Genomic DNA, 20,895 nt, shown 5'->3' on the forward strand with positions numbered 1-20,895 from the left:
TAAATGCCCCTATGATGTTATCTAAAAAAATTATTACAATGAAAAAATTAATTTTATCCTTAGTACTCATGGCTGTAACAACAAGTTACAGCCAAGAGTTAAACCTACCAGTGTTTACTCAGTATCTAGCTGATAACCCTTTTGTACTTTCACCTGCGTATGCGGGTATTGGCGACAACCTTAGAATTAGGGCCAACGGACTAACACAATGGGTCGGAATTAAAGATGCTCCCGAAAATCAATCGCTTTATGCTGATTTTAGAGTATTAGACCGTTCCGGAGTTGGAATATCAGTTTATAATGATAAAAATGGATATACACGCCAAACAGGAGCTAAAGTTTCTTTTGCGCATCACCTTATTTTAGATTATTACTCTAAGCAATATTTGTCATTGGGTATTTCATACAACTTCAATACTTTCCGTATTGATACTGATGAGTTTAATGTTACACCGAATCAGCCTTTTCTTGATCCGGCAATTACAGACAATCGTTATAATGGGAACAGCAACTTTGACATTAGTGCCTTGTATCGTAACAAAAACTTTTATCTGAGTTTTAATGCCAACAACGTCCTTAAAAAGAATGTTGATAAATACAGAGGAGTAGAGCCAAGTTTACTTTCAAACTATCAGGTTTATACAGGATATGTTTTTAATGACGGAGAAAACAGACGTATCGAATACGAACCATCTGTTTACTTTCAATATTTTGCAAGTGATAAACGTTCCAGTACCGATTTTAACTTCAAGTACAGACGTTACAACCGTTACGAAGATTATTACTGGATAGGAGTTTCATACCGTATGCTTAACGACCAATTTGCAAAACCATTATCAGTTGGGCCAATGGCAGGTTTTATGAAGTCCAGATTTTACTTCGGATATTCGTATCAGGTTATGTTCAACGATTTGGGTAATTACAACACAGGAACACACGTTGTAACCATAGGATTTGATTTCTTACAAGCCATCAGTGATTGTCCTTGTACACAAAGTCCGGTTCACGATTAACAACCATTTTTATCTTTTTTAATTATAAATTTGTTTTTTTTTCATAATTTACAACGTTTTCGTTGTTATAGATAGGTTATTTTTAGATATTTCAAATTTAATACTACTTTAAAAGTTCTATATTTGTTTTTCTTTCAAAAAAAATTAAATATTTAGCAAATGAAAACTTTAAACGATTTCGACTTTAAAAATAAAAAAGCAATTATCCGTGTTGACTTTAATGTGCCTCTGGATGAAAATTTTAATGTAACTGATGCAACACGTATTGAAGCTGCAAAACCAACAATTGATGCTATTTTAGCGCAAGGCGGAAGTGTAATTTTAATGTCGCATTTAGGAAGACCAAAAGGTGCTGAAGAAAAATATTCGTTAAAACATATTTTAAAAACAGCTTCAGAAATTTTAGGAGTTCCGGTTAAGTTCGCTGAAAACTGCGTTGGAGAAGTAGCTCAAAATGCTGCTGCAGCTTTAAAACTTGGAGAAGTACTATTATTAGAAAATTTACGTTTTCATGCTGAAGAAGAAGCTGGAGATGTTGCTTTTGCAAAAGAATTGGCTTCACTAGGAGATATCTACGTAAACGATGCTTTTGGAACTGCACACAGAGCGCATGCTTCAACTACAATTATTGCCCAGTTTTTTCCAACAGAAAAATGTTTCGGAACATTATTGGCAAAAGAAATCGAAAGTTTAAATAAAGTTCTTAAAAATAGCGAGAAACCAGTTACGGCTGTTCTTGGAGGTTCTAAAGTTTCTTCGAAAATTACAGTTATCGAAAACATTTTAGACAAAGTAGATCACATGATTATTGGTGGCGGAATGACCTTTACATTCATTAAAGCACAAGGTGGTAAAATTGGAGATTCTATTTGTGAAGATGATAAACAAGAACTGGCACTTGAAATTTTAAGATTAGCTAAAGAAAAAGGAGTACAAATTCATATTCCGGTTGATGTAATCGCGGCAGATGATTTCTCAAATACTGCAAATACACAAGTTGTAGATGTAACACAAATTCCTGACGGATGGCAAGGTCTTGACGCAGGTCCTAAATCTTTAGAAAACTTCAAAAAAGTAATTTTAGAGTCAAAAACTATTTTATGGAATGGTCCATTAGGGGTTTTTGAGATGGAATCTTTTGCAAAAGGAACTATCGCTTTGGGTGATTTTATAGCAGAAGCTACAGAAAATGGTGCTTTTTCACTAGTTGGTGGAGGTGATTCTGTTGCTGCTGTAAAACAATTTGGTTTTGAAGATAAAATGAGCTACGTTTCCACTGGTGGCGGGGCAATGCTTGAAATGTTAGAGGGAAAAATTTTACCCGGAATTGCAGCTATTTTAGACTAAAATATCACAATTAACATTTTTTTGCGTATATTTCATCGATAAACGGTTTAAGTTTGCAAAAATAAAGTTTGTATAATTATCTGGATTATAGGATTTTAAAAAAATGTTATATGATTATAAGGAAAATATCACTCGTTGTTACCGCTTTTATTTCAATATCTACATTTGCACAAGAAGTTGCTAAAACAGATATTACGATAAAGCCAGATGTAAAGATCTCGTATTTAGACTCTGTAAAAAGTTCTTTCAAAAAAGATGATTTAGCTACCCGCGTAGACAGTCTTTGGATGAATGAATTAGTAAGCTTAGACATTTATGATGATTTAACAAAAGACATTCAAACCATCAATACAGATGTGAGTGTTGATGAAGAATTGCCAACAGAATTGCTTAAACAGCGTCTTCAGGCAATGAATGAGAAATCACCTTTTAATATAGAATACAATCAGGGATTAGAAAACATAATAAAGTCATTTCTTAAGAATCGTAAAAAATCGTTTTCCCGATTAATGGCTTTGTCAGAATATTATTTCCCAATTTTTGAAGATGCTTTTGCCAAACAAAACGTGCCTTTAGAAATTAAATATTTAGCCGTTGTAGAATCTGCTTTAAACCCTAAAGCAGTTTCTAAAATGGGCGCTACGGGTCTTTGGCAATTCATGTACGGAACCGGAAAACAATACGCTCTTAAAATCGATTCTTATATCGATGAAAGAAGCGATCCTCTTAAGGCAACTGCCGCAGCCAGCGAATATATGACCAAAATGTTTAATGTTTTTGGTGATTGGGAACTGGTTTTAGCCTCTTATAATTCAGGACCAGGAAACGTTACCAAAGCAATTCGCCGTTCTGGAGGAAAAACAAAATACTGGGACATTCGCAGTTTCCTTCCAAAAGAAACACAAGGTTATGTTCCTGCTTTCTTGGCAACAATGTATCTTTTTGAATATCATAAAGAACACGGAATTAACCCGGAAAGAGCAGTCGTTAAAAACTTCGAAACAGATACAGTTCGTATCAAAGATCAAATGTCATTCAAACAAATTGCAGATTTGTTAGACATGCCACAATCACAAATTCAACTTTTAAATCCTTCTTATAAACTTAATGTAGTTCCGTATTATCAATCAGAACAACACTTCTTGCGTTTACCGAAAGATAAAATTGCCACTTTTGTTTCAAACGAAGATAAAATTTATGCTTATTGCAAGTATAATACATCAAATAAGGGTTTACCAACGCAACTGGCTTTAAAAGTTACTCCAAAAGCAAAAGCTAAACTGGAGAAAACAATTGACTTAGATACGCAGTTATATAAAGTTCAAAAAGGAGATAATTTAAGTGCTATCGCCAGCAAATACGATGTTGATGTTGCCGATTTAAAAAAATGGAACCATCTTAAGTCAAATGCAGTTGCTCTGGGACAAAACTTAAAAATCAAATCTAGTGTTGAAGCAGTTATTAAAGCTCCAAAAGAGCTAAAAGTAAATCCTGCACTTGACAAAAAACAAGAGGAAGCAATTGCTTCTGCTGCTGATAAAGAAAAAACAGTTACGCAATTACAGGATTATGTTGTTGTAGCCGGAGATAATTTAGGAAGTATTGCTAAAAAATTCGGTACGACTATTGCGGACTTAAAACAATTGAATAATCTAACATCAAACAATCTTGCTTTAGGAAAAACATTAACCGTTTCTAAAGTAGTGACAGATGTTGAAGAAACAACTACAACAGCTACGACAGCAATCGCTTCAAATGCTTCAGTTGATTCTTTCAGGAAAAAAACAGCTTCAACTAAAGACTTAGGCGAAGATTATTACGTTAAAAAAGGAGATTCATTATATAGCATTTCTAAAAAATATCCTGGAGTTACAATTTCAGATATTAAAAAATGGAATGGTATTAAAGATGAAGAGATAAAACCGGGAATGAAACTTAAAATAAACGGATAATAAAAAAAATCTTATTTAAATTTGGGTTTTATTTCATAAATTAAGAAAATGAATAAAACCCATTTTTTATTGCTATTAATTCCATTTTTGTTTTTATCATGCTTTAAAGGCGATAAACAGCCTGAACCCGTATCAGGAAAAACAAACACTATTTCTGTTATCATCGACGATCAGTTGTGGTACGGAGAAGTGGGCGATAGCATCAGAAATAAATTTGCCTCGCCGGTTCTTGGCCTCACCCAAGAAGAACCTCTTTTCACCATAAATCAATATCCGGCAAAATTACTTGAAGGTTTTGTTACCGATAGCCGAAGCATTATTGTAGTTAAAAAAGCAGCAACAGATAAGTTCGAAGTAACACATAGCAAATCATTACCTCACAACACATTTCGCATATACGGAAAATCTGTCGATGATATCATTTGCAGCATCGAACTAAATTCTTCGCAGATTATCAAAGTTATCCGTGATGCCGAAATCCAAAAAATTCAGGAAGATAACAGCAAATCATTACTGCATCCGGCAATTATCAAAAACAAATTTCATATCGACCTTCAAATTCCAACAGGATATGAATATATGCTGCATAAAAAGAATTTTATCTGGCTCAAGAAAGATATTATAAGCGGAAACACAAGTCTGCTTATTTATCAGGTTCCAATACACAGTTTTAATAAAAGTATTGATGTAGTCGAAAACATTGTCAATATGCGCGATTCAGTGGGATATTACATAAAAGGCCGCGAACCCAATACGCGAATGATTACCGGCGAAGCTTACGCACCGTATTTTTCGACCATTTCACTTGATAATAAAAAAGCTTACGAAACCAAAGGCACTTGGGAATTAAAAAATGATTTCATGGCCGGACCTTTTATCAATTATGCAATTGTCGACGAAAAATACAATCGGATACTAGTAATCGAAGGATTCTGTTATTCACCCTCTAATCAGGAACGTGATTTAATGTTAGAATTAGAAGCCATCATTAAATCAGTTAAAGTAGATAAAAGATAAATTTTAAAGAATAGAATAATAAGAATACAATGGAATTAAAATGGAAAATAAAGCCGTTTGAAGTATTAACGGTACATGAGTTATACGATTTACTCAAATTAAGAAGCGAGATCTTTGTAGTAGAACAAAATTGCGTTTATTTAGACATTGATGGGAAAGACAAGAAAGGATTGCACTTAATTGGAGAATATGACGGTAAAACGGTTGCTTATGCGCGTTTATTTGATGCCGGAATTAGTTTTGATAACGCATCAATTGGCAGAGTGGTAGTAGATGCCAATTATCGAGATAAAAAATGGGGACACGATTTAATGCGTGAAGCCATAGCCGGAATAAAAACGCATTACGATAAAGACGCAATTACAATTGGTGCTCAATTATATTTAAAGAAATTCTACGAAAGCCACGGATTTGTTCAAACCAGCGAAATGTATCTGGAAGATGATATTGAACATATTGAGATGGTTCGCGGGTAATCAATCATACAAAACTATATCAGAAGAAATATCAATATCTTACAGTTTTCTGGTTTCAATAGACTTTTTAAGCCTTTATTTGCTTTTCAGTAAATAAAGGTTTTTTTATTTAGTCATTTTTGGATTACATTTTTATCTAAATTAGATGAAAAAAAAATCAATTATGAGAAAACTTCTTTCCATCGTTTTTGTTTTAGTACTGTCTCAAAGTGCTTTTAGTCAAATTAAGGTAAAAATAGGCGATAAGGTACCGGATCTAAATATCACTGATTATTTAGCAAATACTCCAAAGGATAAAAACCTGAAAAACAAATATATTCTACTAGAATTTTGGGCGACTTGGTGTACGACTTGCTTAGCCGAAGTTCCAAATTTGAATAAAATGCAAGAAAGATTTAAAGATAAAAAGGATTTCGTTTTTATTTCGATTACAGATGAATCACCTGAAAAAACAAAAAAAACGCTAGAGAAAGTCGAGTTTAAATCAATTGTCGTAAGTGACCAGACAAAGAAAGCCTTAAATGATTTTGTCGTTGATGTTGCTGCTTATGGAGATGCAGGCTATGCAATTCCTAAGACTTTTTTAATAGATAATCAGGGAATATTGCGATGGATTGGACAACCTTGGTTATTAAATGATGTCGTTTTAAATAAATTTTTGGGAGGTAAGGAAATTTTAGTTTCTGATAATACAGTTTCAAATAGACCTCCAGAACCAACCTTTAAATAAAGAATAAAGTCACAATGTTGCAATAGTTTTTTTATAGCTATTTTTATAATTATAAATATCTTAAAAACAAATAATTACTAACTTGTTTTAGAGTAAAACTTTAAGTATAAAATTTGTGACTTAGTGACTTTGTGGCAAATTACACTAAATTTGAGTAATTACAAATTCAACACGGCGATCTAAAACATCGCCTTTTTTTAGCGGATATTTATTGCCACAACCCATATAAGTCATACGGCTTTTGGACACTTTTTTAGAAGCTAAATAGTTAAAAACAGTTTTGGCGCGATTCCAGGAAAGTCTTCTTTCCTTAGTATCTTTGTCAATTGCATCGCTGTATATTTCGGGAGTGCAGCAAACGTGGCCTCTAATTTCAAATTGAAAGTTTCTTTTCTTTTGAAGTGTTTCTGCAATTTTATCTAATTCTTTTTTAGAATTATGGGTAAGTTTTGCGCTTCCCAGATCAAATAAGATATTGACGAGGTAGATCTTGTCGCCTACTTTCAAGTCATTTTTAAATGAATTATAAACCCCATTTCCAAAACTATTTCTTTTTACAACAATCAAATCTACGCGACGATTTCTCGAACGTGTTTCATGAAGATTTTCAATAGTGTCCGGTTTTACAACAACACGTCCTTTTCCTTGAAGAATCACTATTCTGCTTTGATTAAATCCCTGTGAAAGCAGTAATTTCTGAATAGTGCTTACACGGTTATTAGATAAACGAAAATTATAATCATCAGTACCGCGATCATCGCAGTATCCGTAAATCTGGATGGATTCTACTTTTGAGGTGTCAATTTTTTTTATAAAATTATTTACAACTTCGGCTTGTTGATCTGTAAGATCATACTTGTCGAAATCAAAAAATACAGTTTCGATAGGTTTTTGCTGGGCCGATAAATTGTAAATAATAAACAGAAATAAGGCGCTACAAAATTTCATTTTTTACATTTTTAAAATCGTTTTATAGTCAGTCTGATTATTTAAAACGCTCACCGCTTTTTTAATTTCTGAATTGTTTTTAATGTAATATTGATATAATCCTTCCTGATATTGATATCTCTTAATTAACTCTTCCTGAATCAATCCTCTGATTTCCTTTTGGTTTTTATCTAATAAAGTAGTCTCGCTTTTTTCAAGAGCATTTAATAATTGCTGGTATTCCGGAGCAATAGTTTCGTCTATTTTTTCGTTTTTGGCTGCGGCCAAAGTGTTTTTTAATGCAACTTCAGTTTCAGTATCAAAGCTAATTTTGTTGGTTTTCAAATATTGTTTGAAACTTACATAATCAGCATCAGAAACCGTTGGGATTTTATCTCCTAAATTCGGATTCTTATAATAGTAAGTAGTTGCATAATCAAAAATACCGTCGTTTTTTAATAAAGCACTCGTAATCGGGCTTGTTTTAGTTTCTTCTAATTCAATATCCGGCAAAACACCTCCACCATCATAAACCGTTCTTCCTTTTCTGGTTTTAAAGGCATTAAAGTTTTTAGCATCCGTTTTTTGAGCCACACCATTTTTGTCTTTATGTGCATAATCCAAAGCCTGAATACAACGTCCGGAAGGCGTGTAATATCTTGAAATAGTTACTTTAAGTTGAGTTCCGTAAGTCAAATCAACAGAACGCTGAACCAAACCTTTTCCAAAACTACGGCTTCCTAAAATTACTGCACGATCTAAATCCTGCAAAGCTCCGGAAACAATTTCTGATGCAGATGCACTTCTTCCGTTTACCAAAATTGCCAGCGGAATTTCTGTATCTACAGGATCTTTGGTTGTTTTATACGTGTTATTGTGTTTTTCGATTCTTGATTTTGTAGTTACAATCACTTCATTTTTTGGAACAAATAAATTACAGATATCAATCGCTTCATTTAATAAACCACCAGGATTTCCTCTTAAATCAAGAACAATTTGCGTTGCTCCGTCCGCTTTTAGTTTTTCCAGCGCGTCTTTTACTTCATTAGAAGCTTTTCGGCTAAAATGTGCCAAAACAATATAACCCGTTTTATCATCTATTTTTCCGTAAAACGGAACCGACTTGATATCAACTTCGTCCAAAATCAATTCGGTTGTAAAAGTTTTTCCCTGACGAATGTATTTTATGGTGATCTTCGTATTTTTTGTTCCTTTCAATAACTGCGAAGCATCATCTTTAAAATCAGCGATTAAAACATCACCAATCTGAATAATTTCGTCGCCTGCCTTTAGTCCGGCTTTGTCTGCAGGATATCCTTTATACGGTTCACGCACAATTAAGCGATCTTTCTTTCTGGCGATCATAGCGCCAATTCCGGTGTATTCGCCCGTATTGTTGATTTTAAAATTAACAACATCCTGCTCGTTAAAGTAAACCGTGTACGGATCTAAACTTGCCAGCATGCTTTTAATGGCTTTGTCCATCAAATCACCCGGATTCGTTTCGTCGACATAATTGGTGTTAACGGCCTTGAATAATGTGGTAAAGATTTCTATTTGTTTGGCAATTTCAAAAAAGTCGTCTTTGAAACTGGTTCCAATAAATAAAAATGCCGCTGCAACTGTTGGTATAATGATTTTCTTTTTGAAAAAAGTAGCCATATTTGTATGATATCTGAAATAAATAAAGCACTAAAATAAGAATAAATCATTAATAACGATGCGTCCTGGCGGTGAATCTCAAATGATCCGTTGAAAACGATTGATTACAAAGGAAGTTACAAATCTGCTTTGGCTTCAGAATCGTTGGTTTTGTTTACCTGCAAAAGAAATTTCTCAAACAATTGAATTGTTTTGGTATTGATTTCTTCGTACGATAATTTGTCTTTTGTCTGATAAAAAAACATTAAAGAATAAGGTTCCTGAATGTTATCCAGAAGCAAATGTTTGTTTAATCGATACGTTTCTCTTAAAACACGTTTAAAATAATTGCGATCAACGGCTTTCTTGAAATACTTTTTAGAAACCGAAACGCCCATTTTTATTTTTTCGTCTGAATCAGCTTCCGCTTGACGGTAAACCAAACGCAAAGGATACTTAGAAACCGATTTCCCTTCAGAAAACAGTAAGCCAATTATCGTTTTGCTCTTTAAGCGTTCTTTTTTTGGGTAAGTAAAGTTCATTTAATTCAGAAAAAAATTGCAATTTTATTGGGCAAAGGTACAATTGTATTGTAAAAGCAAATAAAGATTCATTAAATAGTTTCAATAAATGCTCCGGAGGAGCAGAATATTTATAGCAAGTTTAGGATTTTTGATTGAAAGCTCCATTGGAGCGATATCCAGTTTACTGGGACTAAAAACGAATAGTTTGTTCAGAATCAATATAATTCGCACAAATTTTTAAAGTTCTAAAATCAATTTTTTCCTTAAGTACTATATTTATTGATAGTTGTATAATTTTTATACCGCTAAAAATTTATTTATTACTTTTGGCCTTTAATTTTCAAAAGCATGCAAAAGATAATTTCGTACCCAATATCCGTAATTTACTATTTGTTTTTTAGTTCTGTATTATTGATTTTTCATCCAATACAATGGTTTTGCCTGAATGTTTTTGGTTATCAAGCGCATAAAGTAAGTGTTGACTATTTAAATTTTTGGCTTTTAAGATGCACTAATCTGGTAGGAACTACGTATACTATAGAAAACAGAGAGACAATTCCAACCGGTGTTCCGATAATTTTTGTTTCAAATCACCAAAGTATGTATGATATTATTACAATGATTTGGTATTTTAGGCGATTTCATTGTAAATTTGTAAGCAAGAAAGAGTTAGGTAAAGGAATTCCGAGTGTATCTTATAATTTACGCCATGGAGGATCTGTATTAATTGATCGTAAAGACCCTAAACAAGCGATTCCGACTATTAAAGGATTGTCTGAATATATTGAAAAACATAATAGATCTGCAGTAATTTTCCCTGAAGGTACCCGAAGCAAAACCGGAAAACCGAAAGAATTTGCCCAAAATGGTTTGAAAATTCTATGTAAATATGCGCCATCAGCATATGTTGTACCCGTGAGTATTAATAATTCATGGAAAATGGTAAAATATGGTCTTTTTCCGGTTGGTTTGGGAAATCATCTTACCTTTACAGTTCATAAAGCAATGGCTGTAAAAGAGTATGATTTTGCCGAGCTAATGGCTTTGACCGAAAAGGCAGTTGTAGAAGGAGTAAACGAGTATAAATAGATTTTTGATTTCAGAAATAATTCTGAAACAGAAATCCCAAATCTAAAATAAGTAATGTCTATAAAAAACATTAGATTGGAAGTAATGCAGTTTTTGGAAAAAAACGTGGATAGCTTCGTAGAACAGTATTTAATTCCAGTGGAAAAAATTTGGCAGCCGTCAGACTTTTTGCCTAATTCTGAAGGAGAAAATTTCTTTGAGGAGGTAAAAGAATTACGCGAAATTGCTAAAGAATTGCCATATGATTTCTGGGTAACGCTTGTTGGTGACACGATCACTGAGGAAGCTTTGCCAACTTATGAGTCGTGGTTAATGGATGTAGAAGGAATAAATCAGATAGAAAACGGTGGAAACGGCTGGTCTAAATGGATCCGTCAATGGACAGGAGAAGAAAACCGCCATGGTGATTTGCTAAATAAATACCTTTATTTGTCCGGACGTGTGAATATGCGTGAAATCGAAATGACAACACAGCATTTAATCAACGACGGTTTTGATATCGGTACTGGATCTGACCCATACAAAAACTTTGTATATACCAGTTTCCAGGAATTAGCAACCTATGTTTCGCACAATAGAGTAGCGCAAATGGCGAAGAAATTTGGTGATAACAAGTTGTCTAAAATGTGTAAAATGATTGCGGGTGACGAAATGCGTCATCATCATGCATATAGCGAATTTGTTACGCGCATTTTTGCTGTAGATCCAAGCGAAATGATGTTGGCTTTTCAATACATGATGAAACAAAAAATCGTTATGCCGGCGCACTTTTTAAGAGAATCTGGACAAAAGATCAGTTCTGCTTTCGAACAATTTTCTGATTCTGCACAACGTATTGGTGTTTACACGGCAAGTGATTATGTTGATATCATGCAGAAATTAATGGATAAGTGGGAAATTGATAAAATGTCTGGTTTAACAGATGAAGCCGAAAAAGCACGTGATTACTTAATGAAATTACCAGGTCGTATGGCAAGGATTTCAGAAAGATTAGTGATTCCACAAGAATCTCACATTTTTAAATGGGTAGAACCAGCCAGATTGTAGATCTGAAATTTTAGATTGCAGATTTCTGACTTTAGATTTAAAATCGATTTTTGCAATTGATATAGATATTGAAAAAACATTGTTGATTGTTGAGGTTTAAAAACTTTGACAATCAACATTTTTTATATAAAAAAGGATTTTCAGATATTTAAATTAAAGACAATCTGTGTAAATCCGTTTTATCCGCAAAATCTGCGTGCCATTTCTTAAGACAAAACATAACTATGAATAATTCTGATTTAATAAACAAAACAATAACATTCGTAAAAGAAAAATTGAATGATGCCGAAGGCGGACACGATTGGTTTCATATCGAGCGTGTTTATAAAAACGCCCTTTTAATTGCAAAAGGAACCGATTGCAATTTAGTCGTGGTACAATTAGGCGCCTTGCTTCATGATATTGCCGACAGTAAATTTCATAACGGAGACGAAACCATCGGACCAAAAACAGCGCGTTTGTTTTTAGAATCTGAAAGTGTTTCGGAAGATATTATCCAACATGTGGTAAACATCATCGAAAACATCTCTTATAAAGGCGGAAATTTCGAAAAGAAGTTTTCTTCTATCGAATTAGATATCGTTCAGGATGGGGATCGTTTAGACGCAATAGGCGCGATTGGAGTTGCAAGAGCGTTCAATTATGGCGGATTTAAAAATCGTGCTTTATATGACCCGGAAATCGCTCCAATAACCAATATGACAAAAGAAGAATACAAAAAGAATAATGCACCAACAATAAATCATTTTTACGAAAAGCTTTTACTCTTAAAAGATAAAATGAATACCGAAACCGGAAAACAAATCGCTGCCGAAAGACATCGCTTTATGGAAACGTTTCTGGCTCAGTTCTACGCAGAGTGGGAAGGGGTTAAATAGTTCTCATTTTAAATAAATGACTAGGATTTTTATCTGGTTAGAGTTAGTCAATACGTAAAACCCAATCTAATTGAACTATTGTTGTAATTATAAAAAGGAGATAAATTAAAAATCCTTTTTGCACAAAAATATATATACATTTATTGAAAAAATTTAAGGAATATGTCTTTGCTTCTATTTTTTCTAATATATAATTATTCAAGTAAAACCAGAATATTAGAATAATACTAAAACCACATATTTTTCGGAAATCTAACGGGTTTATTTGATAAGCAAAGAAATTTAATTGATGTGTTATATAAATAACTACAAAAAATGTCATGATAATGAAATTGGTGAAACGACTTAAATATATTTTTTTAGAAAGAAATAAAAATAAAAATAGATTTAAGAATATGAAAAAGAGATAGTAAAAGACTGTCATATTAAATAAAAAGATGTCTAAAGAGAATTAATAAACGCTAATAAATCATCACGTTCTTCTTTTGAAAGTTTCTTATATTTATCTTTCGCTTTTTGGGCTTCGCCGCCATGCCATAGAATTGCTTCTTCAACATTTCTGGCCCTTCCGTCGTGCATTAAATTTGTGTGTCCGTTAACCATTTTTATCAAACCAATTCCCCAAAGTGGCTGTGTTCTCCATTCAGATCCTGTGGCTTTAAAATCATTTGCATTATCTGATAATTGTTCTCCCATATCATGCAACAGCAAATCTGTGTAAGGACGAATCGTTTGATTTCTTAATGCAACAATAGAATGCGTGTTCCCGGTTTGAATTTTCGGAATGTGACACGCTGTACATTGAATGGTTTCGAAAGTCTTTTTGCCTTTTAAAACATTCTGATCTGTATAATTTCTTCTTGCCGGAACAGATAATGTCTGAGAATACAAAGCCATTCGGTTTAAATTAACCTCAGAAATTTCAGGAGTTCCTCCATTTGGAATGGTAATTAAATCAACTCCAAAAGGACCACTTTCATTCGGAAATAAACTAGATGTAATTCCCATATCGCCCGAAAGCGCACTAGCAACTTGCTGACGTACGTTTGGCTGATTTGATTTCCATCCAAAACGGCCTAATTGAGTTGTATTGGTCAAAAAATCATGAACGTAATTCGGTCTTCCCGAAACACCATCATTATTTGAATCGTTTTCATCGGCGAAAGCCAAAATGGTACTTTCAGGAATCGCTTCTAATAATCCCAATCCAATAATTTGATTGGCAATTCTTGGCGAAACTTGAACATTGCCCAAGGGACCGTAACCCAGATTTGTAACCGTATAAATTGGTTTTTGTAATGTAACAACAGTTCCGTCTGCAAGAGTTTCTGCAATTTGCTGGTAACTAATGGTGAACTGACCTTCGGTAGTTTGCCCTAAAATAGCATTATCCTGCAATTGTCCTCCATAAACTGGATCAGGAAAACCAGAACCATTAACATCTTGTCCGCCAATGGTAAAACGTAATAATAAACCTTTGCCTAATTCACCATCAAAAGCCGGTGGTCTTCCGCGTCCGTCTTTAAAGTGACAGCTTGCGCAAGAAACGGCGTTAAAAAAAGGTCCCAAACCATCGCGTGCAGTTGTCGAAGATGGCGCTGAAATCCAGCTTTGTCTAAAAAATGAGTTTCCTACCCCAAAATCTGTTTGTTCATCAAAAGTAAGTTTCTCGGCAGAAAAACCAAAAGCTTCTTCACTAACGTTGAAAACGGTGGTTTCTCCTCCCGAAAACTGTTCTCCATCTTCAGCTGTTAATGGCACGTAAGCATCATCACTATTGCTGCAGCCAGAGAAGTTAATACAAAGAATAACAAGTAGAAACGGAATAAAATTCTTCATGGTATTATGCTAAAAAAGTGCTCCGGCAAAGGAACACTTTTTGTTTTAATTTATTTCTTTTTATTTGCTTAACTGTTTACAGTAATTCCAATTTTTGTAGCGCCTTTTAATAAAGTTGCTCCAAAGTTAAGTAGTTGTTGTACAGCAGTTTTAACCTTAGCACCTTCAGCAGAATCTGGTCCTCCTGAAATAGCCAAATCAAACGGAGTCAAAATTGCAGCTACTTTTGTTGTCGAAGCATTCAATGAAGTTAAGGTTTCATCGTAAGTTGCTGAATCTGCTTGTTTTACTAAATTTTCTAAAGAAGCTCCGTCAATAGAACCGTATTTTCCCTGGTAAACATTAATAACACCTTGCAGGTTCAAAGCGATATCTCTGTGCGTATTATCACTAAAACAAGAATGTTCGTCTTCCTGATCTGCATTTTCTAGGGCAACTTCCATACGCTCAATTGGTAATTCAGCAGTAACAAGAGTTGTAATTCCTAAATATATATTTTTGATAGCGTCATTTTCAGGCAAAGCCAAAAATTTAGTTCTGTAAACTCCGCTTGGTTTCCATTGTTGAATTAAATAATCTAAATTATCAGTCAATAAATCCGCGCAAGCATTTAAGTAAGCCGCTCTGCGAGTTTGGTTTGCATGAGTTCCGGCAGCAACATAATCAGTATAAGGTCTTTGTCCTGGAAGTTTTGCAGAAGGAGCAGTTAAATCTTGTCCCCATAATAAAAACTCAATTGCGTGATATCCAACACTAATGTTTTTTTCACCGCCATCTTCGTTTAAACTTTCCAATAAAGCTTTGTTGATTGTTGGGTAATCAGCAACATCATTGATGATTCCTGCGTTTGCACTTCCGTCAACATAATCAATAAAGTTTTCGTCAAGCGGCCATGAATTCAAAAGTCCTTCAGGTCCGTTATCGTCTCCATCAATTGGTCCGTTAGCAAAACGGAAAGCTTCAGTCGTTCCGTAGCTTTCTCTTGAAGTTTTCCAGGCAGTTTTTGCAGCAGTAAAATTGGCATCAGTAGGCGTTGCAGTAAAAGTTTTAATCGCTGTTTCTAAAAGTACAGCATCATCGTAAGCTTTTTGGTAATTTGCATAAACGATATTCGCATAGTTTTCAATAACCTGCTTTTTAGTAACGGTTGATGAACCTTTATCATCGTTATCGTTACTGCTGCAAGCAAAAAAAGTTAGTCCTGCAAATACTGCAACAGCAACTTTTGGATATAAGTTTTTCATATTATGGCTTTATTTAGAATAATTAAATTTAAAGCAAAAGTATATATTTCTCACAAGCCCACAAATTTAATTTAGAATAAATATGCTTAAGTTTAATCCGCTTTTGTATTTTTGTGAAAATTTACATCAAAATGAAAAAAATAATTTTCCTTTTAGCTTTAATAGGAACTGTAATAGCTTGCTCGTCAGGCGATGGAGGCGGAGATAATTCTGGCGGAAATAATTATGACAGAGCTGCACTTTTAACCAATTGGGCTGATAATATTATTATTCCGAGTTATGAAAATTATCAGTCAAAAGTGAATATTTTATCTACTGATGCCGCAACTTTTACAACAGCTCCAACTGTTGCTAATTTGCAAACAGTAAGAACAAGCTGGTACGAAGCTTACAAAGCCTATCAATATGTTGGAATTTACGGTTTCGGAAAAGCTTTAGATATCAACTTAAAGGAAATTGCCAATACATATCCAACAAGTACCACTGGTATTGAAGACAACATTAATTCGGGAACTTATAATTTAAGTTTGCAGGCACAATATGCGAAGCAGGGTTTACCGGGATTAGATTATTTGCTGAATGGTTTAGGTGCTGATGATGCTGCAATAGTAGCTTTTTATACTACAAATGCCAAAGCGGCCAATTATAAAAAATACTTGACAGATGTAACGGCTAAACTTAAAACTACAATTGATGCTGTTGTTACAGACTGGAAAACCGGAGGTTACAGAGCTGCCTATATTGCCAACACCGGAACTTCTGTAAGTGGAGCCGTAAACATTACGACAAATAATTTTGTTAAGAATTTAGAAAAAGACATCAGAACCGTAAAACTGGGAATTCCGGCAGGTTTATTCTCAAACGGAGTTAAATTTCCTGAAAAAACAGAAGGCTTATATAAAGGAACTGTTTCTACAGAATTACTCAACATTTCTATAAAAGCATCTCAGGATTTCTTTAACGGAAAACACTTCAACTCAACTGCAACGGGCGAAAGCTTAAAATCGTATTTGGATTTTGTAAATGCAATTCGGGACAATAAAAAATTAAGTGATTTAATCAATACACAATACACTGCAGTTTTCACAGCCAATAATACTTTGAATGCAAGTCTGGCAAATCAAATTAACACTGATAATACAAAAGTAATTACCGCTTATAATGTTTTACAACAAAACGTAATTTATACAAAACTAGATATGATGCAAGCGCTAAACATAACAATTGATTATGTAGATGGCGATGGCGATTAATAATGAAAAATAACATTATAAAATATTTAGAAACAAATACACATGCCGCAACGCTAGCCTTTTTTAGGCTGGCGTTTGGTTTAATGATGGGGTTGAGTTTACTCCGTTTTGTGAGTTACGGCTGGGTAAATAAGTTCTATATTGAACCGCTTTTTCATTTTACGTATTATGGTTTCGAATTCGTGAAGCCTTTCGGGACGCCGACTTACCTGCTTTTTACTATTGCCGGATTGTCATCAATTGGCATTGCAATTGGTTATCGCTACAAAGTTGCATCAACATTATTCTTCCTTAGTTTTACCTATATTGAGTTAATGGATAAAACCACTTATCTCAATCATTATTACTTCATTTCGGTAATTAGTTTTGTGCTTATTTTTCTTCCGGCAAATGCTTATTTTTCTGTCGATGCTTATCAGAATCCTAAAATTGCCTTTCAGAAAATTCCGCGTTGGACAACAGATATTCTAAAACTGCTTTTAGGAATCGTTTACTTTTATGCCGGTTTGGCAAAGATCAATTCCGATTGGCTTCTGAAAGCAATGCCTCTTAAAATTTGGCTTCCAACCAATCATAATTTGCCGCTTATCGGAAGTTTTTTAAATGAAAATTGGGTTCATTATGCTTTTAGCTGGAGCGGAATGATTTACGATTTGAGTATTCCTTTTTTATTGCTTTACAAACGAACAAGAACATTTGCCTTTGTTTTGGTAGTTGTTTTTCATGTTTTGACTAAGATTTTATTCCCAATTGGCGTTTTTCCTTATGTAATGATTGTGAGTTCATTGTTGTTTTTTGGAAGTGATTTCCATAAAAAATGCCTGAATTATATCGCAAAACTATTCCGTTTTAGTTTGAATGCATTCGAAAACGCAAAAGAAAAAATAACAACATTCAATGGTTTTTATAAAATCAAAATCGCAATTCTGGCTTGTTTCCTGATTTTTCAGCTCACATTCCCATTTCGATATTTAATTTATCCAGATGAATTATTCTGGACAGAAGAAGGTTTCCGATTTTCATGGCGCGTTATGTTAATGGAAAAAGCGGGTTATACGCAATTTACCGTAATAGACAGTAAAACCAAAAACCAGATAAAAGTAAATAACAGTCATTTTTTGACTGCTTTTCAGGAAAAACAAATGGCATTTCAACCTGATTTCATTTTAGAATATGCTCATTTTTTACACGATTATTATCAAAAACAAGGCGTTAACGATCCGGAAGTTCGCGTAGAAAGCTACGTCGCACTCAACGGAAGATTGAGCAAACTTTACATAGACAAAAACATAAACCTCGCAAAAGAAAATGAATCATTCGATCACAAAACCTGGATCCTACCTTTCAACGATGAAATTAAAGGATTTTAGCTTTATTTTATTTTTACTGTTTTCATTAAATGCCATTTCCCAAACGCATGTTTCGGGCGTTGTATTGGGAGAATCCGGTGAAAAATTATCCTATGTTGAGGTTTACAACAAAGCAAATGGCGTGAAAACAATTACCAATAAAGAAGGTGTTTTTGATGTCGTAGTTCCCAATTCGGGAACATTTACTTTTGTTTTTTATAAAGACAATTATTCGGTTTTAGAACAGGAAATGGCAGCTCCAGGTTCTGATTTGACCATTACCTTAAACAAAATCAACAACTTATCTGAAGTCGTTGTTAAAAACGAAAGAGAGAAAATATTTGCCCTTCATAAGTTAAAAGACATTGAAGAAACGGCTATTTACGCCGGAAAAAAAACCGAAGTAATTCAGTTAGATAAAATTACAGCGAATAAAGCAGCGAACAATCCACGCCAAATTTATGCGCAAGTTGTAGGTTTAACGATTAACGAAAGTTCTGACGGAGGTTTACAATTGAGTATTGGTGGTCGTGGTTTAGACCCAAACCGAACTGCCAATTTCAACACACGCCAAAATGGTTACGATATTAGCGCCGATGTTTTGGGTTACCCCGAAAGTTATTACGCAACGCCAACCGAATCTCTTAATGAAATCCAGATTGTCCGCGGTGCAGCTTCTCTTCAATACGGAACGCAGTTTGGTGGTTTGGTGAATTTTAAAATCAAAAGTCCGAGTAAAAAAGCAATTGAACTTGTGGAGCGTAACACAATTGGTTCGTACGGATTGTATACTAATTTTACGAGTTTAAGCGGAACGAAAGGGAAATTCAGTTATTATACTTTTTTCAATTATAAAAAAGGAGATGGCTTTCGCCCGAATTCTGATTTTAAAAGCACGAACTATTTTGCTAATCTGAATTATCAATTTACAGATAAAACATCTTTGCACTTTGATTATACTTATTTTAATTATTTAGCTCAACAAGCCGGAGGACTTACAGATCAGATGTTTAACGAAGATCCGACTCAAAGTAACAGAACCCGAAACTGGTTTGCCGTAAACTGGAATTTATTTGCTTTGCGATTCAAACATCACTTTGATAATGATGCCGATTTCTCTTTGCAATTGTTTGGTTTAGATGCCAGCAGAAAAACAGTCGGATTCCGTCCAAACCGGGTTGATTTGCCGGATAACGGCGGAGTTCGTGATTTAATCGTTGGTGATTTTGTCAATTGGGGAGCCGAAGCGCGTTATTTAAAAAAATATGATTTAGGCGGAAATTCAAATGCTTTTTTAATTGGCGCCAAATATTATCAGGCACAAAACACCGGAATTCAAGGTCCGGGAAGTTCAGGAAGTGACGCTAATTTTAATTTGGCTACAGCCGAATTTCCCCAAGCACCAAACCAATCCGATTATAAATATCCAAACTTGAATTTCTCTGTTTTTGGAGAAAATATCTTTAAAGTATCCTCAAAATTCTCGATTACGCCCGGATTTCGATATGAAAACATAAAAACTCAGGCAAACGGAACCTACAGAAAAATCAATCTTGACGGCGCCGGAAATGTTATTTTAGATGAAACCGTTGCCGAAAACAATATCAAAAACCGTAATTTCTTTTTGTTTGGAGTTGGATTAAGCTACAAACCGCAAACCGGAATTGAGGTCTACGGAAACATTTCGCAAAACTATCGTTCTGTAACGTATAGTGATTTAAGAACAGTTTATTCCAGTTATGCAATTTCGGCAGATATTACAGACGAGAAAGGTTTTACCTCAGATATCGGAATTCGTGGTCAGATAAACGATAAAATCAGGTTCGATTCAAGCGTTTTTGCTTTATACTACAATGATAAAATTGGAGAGTACTGGACAGTTAGCGAAGGCCGACCAATTATTTTAAGGGATAATATTGGAACCGCGATTACATACGGTTTCGAAACCATGATCGATTGGAGTTTAAATAAAACGTTTTTTGAGGAAAATCCAAACCTAAGCTGGAATGTATTCTCAAACGTTGCCATTACAGATTCTGATTATTTAAAATCGGAAGCAGCCGGAGTTAAAGGAAATAAAGTAGAATTTGTGCCACTTTTCAATATTAAAACCGGAACAAGTGTTGGTTATAAAAATTTTATGTCAAGTATTCAGTTAACGTATGTAACATCGCAATTTACCGATGCGACCAATCAGGACGTGGGAGAAAACGCAATAAGCAATGGTATTTCAGGAAAAATACCAACGTATTACGTAGCCGATTTTTCATCATCCTACAAATGGAAAAACTGGAAATTAGAAGCAGGAATTACCAACTTTACAGATAATAAATACTTCACAAGACGTGCTACAGGTTATCCGGGTCCCGGAATTATTCCTTCAGACACAAGAACATTTTATACAACTTTAGAGTTTATATTTTAAGAGATTAATATTGCATTAATGGACGGGTTAAAATCCGTCCCTACAATATGTTTCGAGCTACGGTTCTTTTCATAAGTTCCAGATGAACGGTTTATTTACACCAACGGATAAAAATTCGTTGCTGAATCGTTGAACAAATGACGA

At 34.2% G+C, this 20,895-nt stretch carries 17 protein-coding genes; 12 read left to right on the plus strand and 5 right to left on the minus strand.

From position 1 onward, the window contains the following. Positions 1-38: 38 nt before the first annotated feature. From ACZ0AH_RS00745 to ACZ0AH_RS00770, 6 genes are all read left to right on the plus strand, one after another. Positions 39-1,013: a PorP/SprF family type IX secretion system membrane protein gene (locus ACZ0AH_RS00745; RefSeq protein ID WP_463473989.1), complete on the plus strand. Its 975-nt coding sequence runs from the start codon at positions 39-41 to the stop codon at positions 1,011-1,013. Between the two features lie 159 nt (positions 1,014-1,172). Continuing rightward, positions 1,173-2,360, plus strand: coding sequence for a phosphoglycerate kinase (locus tag ACZ0AH_RS00750; RefSeq protein ID WP_463473990.1), 1,188 nt, complete (start codon positions 1,173-1,175; stop codon positions 2,358-2,360). Positions 2,361-2,470: 110 nt separating this feature from the next. Continuing rightward, positions 2,471-4,312, plus strand: a complete 1,842-nt coding sequence (locus tag ACZ0AH_RS00755) for a lytic transglycosylase (RefSeq protein WP_463473991.1) — start codon at positions 2,471-2,473, stop codon at positions 4,310-4,312. Between the two features lie 48 nt (positions 4,313-4,360). Continuing rightward, positions 4,361-5,329: a DUF4837 family protein gene (locus ACZ0AH_RS00760; RefSeq protein ID WP_463473992.1), complete on the plus strand. Its 969-nt coding sequence runs from the start codon at positions 4,361-4,363 to the stop codon at positions 5,327-5,329. 29 nt (positions 5,330-5,358) lie between these two features. Beyond that, positions 5,359-5,805, plus strand: a complete 447-nt coding sequence (locus tag ACZ0AH_RS00765; RefSeq protein WP_463473993.1) for a GNAT family N-acetyltransferase — start codon at positions 5,359-5,361, stop codon at positions 5,803-5,805. A 145-nt stretch (positions 5,806-5,950) separates the two neighbouring features. Then, positions 5,951-6,535, plus strand: coding sequence for a TlpA family protein disulfide reductase (locus tag ACZ0AH_RS00770; RefSeq protein WP_463473994.1), 585 nt, complete (start codon positions 5,951-5,953; stop codon positions 6,533-6,535). Between the two features lie 144 nt (positions 6,536-6,679). Here ACZ0AH_RS00770 and ACZ0AH_RS00775 read toward each other — a convergent pair whose 3' ends face one another. From ACZ0AH_RS00775 to rnpA, 3 genes are all read right to left on the minus strand, one after another. Next, positions 6,680-7,483, minus strand: coding sequence for an OmpA family protein (locus tag ACZ0AH_RS00775; protein WP_463473995.1), 804 nt, complete (start codon positions 7,481-7,483; stop codon positions 6,680-6,682). A gap of 3 nt (positions 7,484-7,486) precedes the next feature. Beyond that, complete coding sequence (locus tag ACZ0AH_RS00780; RefSeq protein ID WP_463473996.1) at positions 7,487-9,124, minus strand: S41 family peptidase; 1,638 nt, start codon at positions 9,122-9,124, stop codon at positions 7,487-7,489. 116 nt (positions 9,125-9,240) lie between these two features. Continuing rightward, the gene (gene rnpA, locus ACZ0AH_RS00785; RefSeq protein WP_463473997.1) at positions 9,241-9,645 is read right to left on the minus strand and encodes a ribonuclease P protein component; all 405 of its coding nucleotides are present in this window, start codon (positions 9,643-9,645) and stop codon (positions 9,241-9,243) included. A gap of 330 nt (positions 9,646-9,975) precedes the next feature. Here rnpA and ACZ0AH_RS00790 point away from each other — a divergent pair, with 330 nt between their 5' ends. The 3 genes from ACZ0AH_RS00790 to ACZ0AH_RS00800 all read left to right on the plus strand — a co-directional run bounded on the left by ACZ0AH_RS00790 (position 9,976) and on the right by ACZ0AH_RS00800 (position 12,641). Beyond that, the gene (locus ACZ0AH_RS00790) at positions 9,976-10,716 is read left to right on the plus strand and encodes a lysophospholipid acyltransferase family protein (protein ID WP_463473998.1); all 741 of its coding nucleotides are present in this window, start codon (positions 9,976-9,978) and stop codon (positions 10,714-10,716) included. Positions 10,717-10,770: 54 nt separating this feature from the next. Then, complete coding sequence (locus ACZ0AH_RS00795; RefSeq protein ID WP_394772943.1) at positions 10,771-11,763, plus strand: acyl-ACP desaturase; 993 nt, start codon at positions 10,771-10,773, stop codon at positions 11,761-11,763. Between the two features lie 224 nt (positions 11,764-11,987). Next, positions 11,988-12,641, plus strand: a complete 654-nt coding sequence (locus ACZ0AH_RS00800) for an HD domain-containing protein (protein ID WP_463473999.1) — start codon at positions 11,988-11,990, stop codon at positions 12,639-12,641. A 441-nt stretch (positions 12,642-13,082) separates the two neighbouring features. Here the strand turns inward: ACZ0AH_RS00800 and ACZ0AH_RS00805 are convergent, their stop codons facing one another. Both ACZ0AH_RS00805 and ACZ0AH_RS00810 read right to left on the minus strand, forming a co-directional pair. Continuing rightward, complete coding sequence (locus ACZ0AH_RS00805) at positions 13,083-14,480, minus strand: di-heme oxidoreductase family protein (protein ID WP_463474000.1); 1,398 nt, start codon at positions 14,478-14,480, stop codon at positions 13,083-13,085. Between the two features lie 68 nt (positions 14,481-14,548). Beyond that, on the minus strand, positions 14,549-15,724 hold the full coding sequence (locus tag ACZ0AH_RS00810; protein ID WP_463474001.1) for an imelysin family protein: 1,176 nt from the start codon (positions 15,722-15,724) through the stop codon (positions 14,549-14,551). A gap of 131 nt (positions 15,725-15,855) precedes the next feature. Between ACZ0AH_RS00810 and ACZ0AH_RS00815 the strand changes: the two genes are divergently transcribed. From ACZ0AH_RS00815 to ACZ0AH_RS00825, 3 genes are read left to right on the plus strand one after another with little or no spacing between them, the layout of a single operon-like run. Next, the gene (locus ACZ0AH_RS00815; protein WP_463474002.1) at positions 15,856-16,977 is read left to right on the plus strand and encodes an imelysin family protein; all 1,122 of its coding nucleotides are present in this window, start codon (positions 15,856-15,858) and stop codon (positions 16,975-16,977) included. Positions 16,978-16,979: 2 nt separating this feature from the next. Continuing rightward, positions 16,980-18,347, plus strand: coding sequence for an HTTM domain-containing protein (locus tag ACZ0AH_RS00820; RefSeq protein ID WP_463474003.1), 1,368 nt, complete (start codon positions 16,980-16,982; stop codon positions 18,345-18,347). Then, the gene (locus ACZ0AH_RS00825) at positions 18,286-20,751 is read left to right on the plus strand and encodes a TonB-dependent receptor family protein (RefSeq protein WP_463474004.1); all 2,466 of its coding nucleotides are present in this window, start codon (positions 18,286-18,288) and stop codon (positions 20,749-20,751) included. The genes ACZ0AH_RS00820 and ACZ0AH_RS00825 overlap by 62 nt, the downstream gene beginning before the upstream one ends. The last annotated feature ends 144 nt before the right edge of the window (positions 20,752-20,895 follow it).

This window comes from Flavobacterium sp. AC105 (assembly GCF_979258495.1).

Excerpts from the sequence above, each read along its gene's own strand:
- ACZ0AH_RS00745 (WP_463473989.1), top strand. The coding sequence starts at position 39 with ATGAAAAAATTAATTTTATCCTTAGTACTCATGGCTGTAACAACAAGT.
- ACZ0AH_RS00750 (WP_463473990.1), top strand. The coding sequence starts at position 1,173 with ATGAAAACTTTAAACGATTTCGACTTTAAAAATAAAAAAGCAATTATC.
- ACZ0AH_RS00755 (WP_463473991.1), top strand. The coding sequence starts at position 2,471 with ATGATTATAAGGAAAATATCACTCGTTGTTACCGCTTTTATTTCAATA.
- ACZ0AH_RS00760 (WP_463473992.1), top strand. The coding sequence starts at position 4,361 with ATGAATAAAACCCATTTTTTATTGCTATTAATTCCATTTTTGTTTTTA.
- ACZ0AH_RS00765 (WP_463473993.1), top strand. The coding sequence starts at position 5,359 with ATGGAATTAAAATGGAAAATAAAGCCGTTTGAAGTATTAACGGTACAT.
- ACZ0AH_RS00770 (WP_463473994.1), top strand. The coding sequence starts at position 5,951 with ATGAAAAAAAAATCAATTATGAGAAAACTTCTTTCCATCGTTTTTGTT.
- ACZ0AH_RS00775 (WP_463473995.1), bottom strand. The coding sequence starts at position 7,483 with ATGAAATTTTGTAGCGCCTTATTTCTGTTTATTATTTACAATTTATCG.
- ACZ0AH_RS00780 (WP_463473996.1), bottom strand. The coding sequence starts at position 9,124 with ATGGCTACTTTTTTCAAAAAGAAAATCATTATACCAACAGTTGCAGCG.
- rnpA (WP_463473997.1), bottom strand. The coding sequence starts at position 9,645 with ATGAACTTTACTTACCCAAAAAAAGAACGCTTAAAGAGCAAAACGATA.
- ACZ0AH_RS00790 (WP_463473998.1), top strand. The coding sequence starts at position 9,976 with ATGCAAAAGATAATTTCGTACCCAATATCCGTAATTTACTATTTGTTT.
- ACZ0AH_RS00795 (WP_394772943.1), top strand. The coding sequence starts at position 10,771 with ATGTCTATAAAAAACATTAGATTGGAAGTAATGCAGTTTTTGGAAAAA.
- ACZ0AH_RS00800 (WP_463473999.1), top strand. The coding sequence starts at position 11,988 with ATGAATAATTCTGATTTAATAAACAAAACAATAACATTCGTAAAAGAA.
- ACZ0AH_RS00805 (WP_463474000.1), bottom strand. The coding sequence starts at position 14,480 with ATGAAGAATTTTATTCCGTTTCTACTTGTTATTCTTTGTATTAACTTC.
- ACZ0AH_RS00810 (WP_463474001.1), bottom strand. The coding sequence starts at position 15,724 with ATGAAAAACTTATATCCAAAAGTTGCTGTTGCAGTATTTGCAGGACTA.
- ACZ0AH_RS00815 (WP_463474002.1), top strand. The coding sequence starts at position 15,856 with ATGAAAAAAATAATTTTCCTTTTAGCTTTAATAGGAACTGTAATAGCT.
- ACZ0AH_RS00820 (WP_463474003.1), top strand. The coding sequence starts at position 16,980 with ATGAAAAATAACATTATAAAATATTTAGAAACAAATACACATGCCGCA.
- ACZ0AH_RS00825 (WP_463474004.1), top strand. The coding sequence starts at position 18,286 with ATGAATCATTCGATCACAAAACCTGGATCCTACCTTTCAACGATGAAA.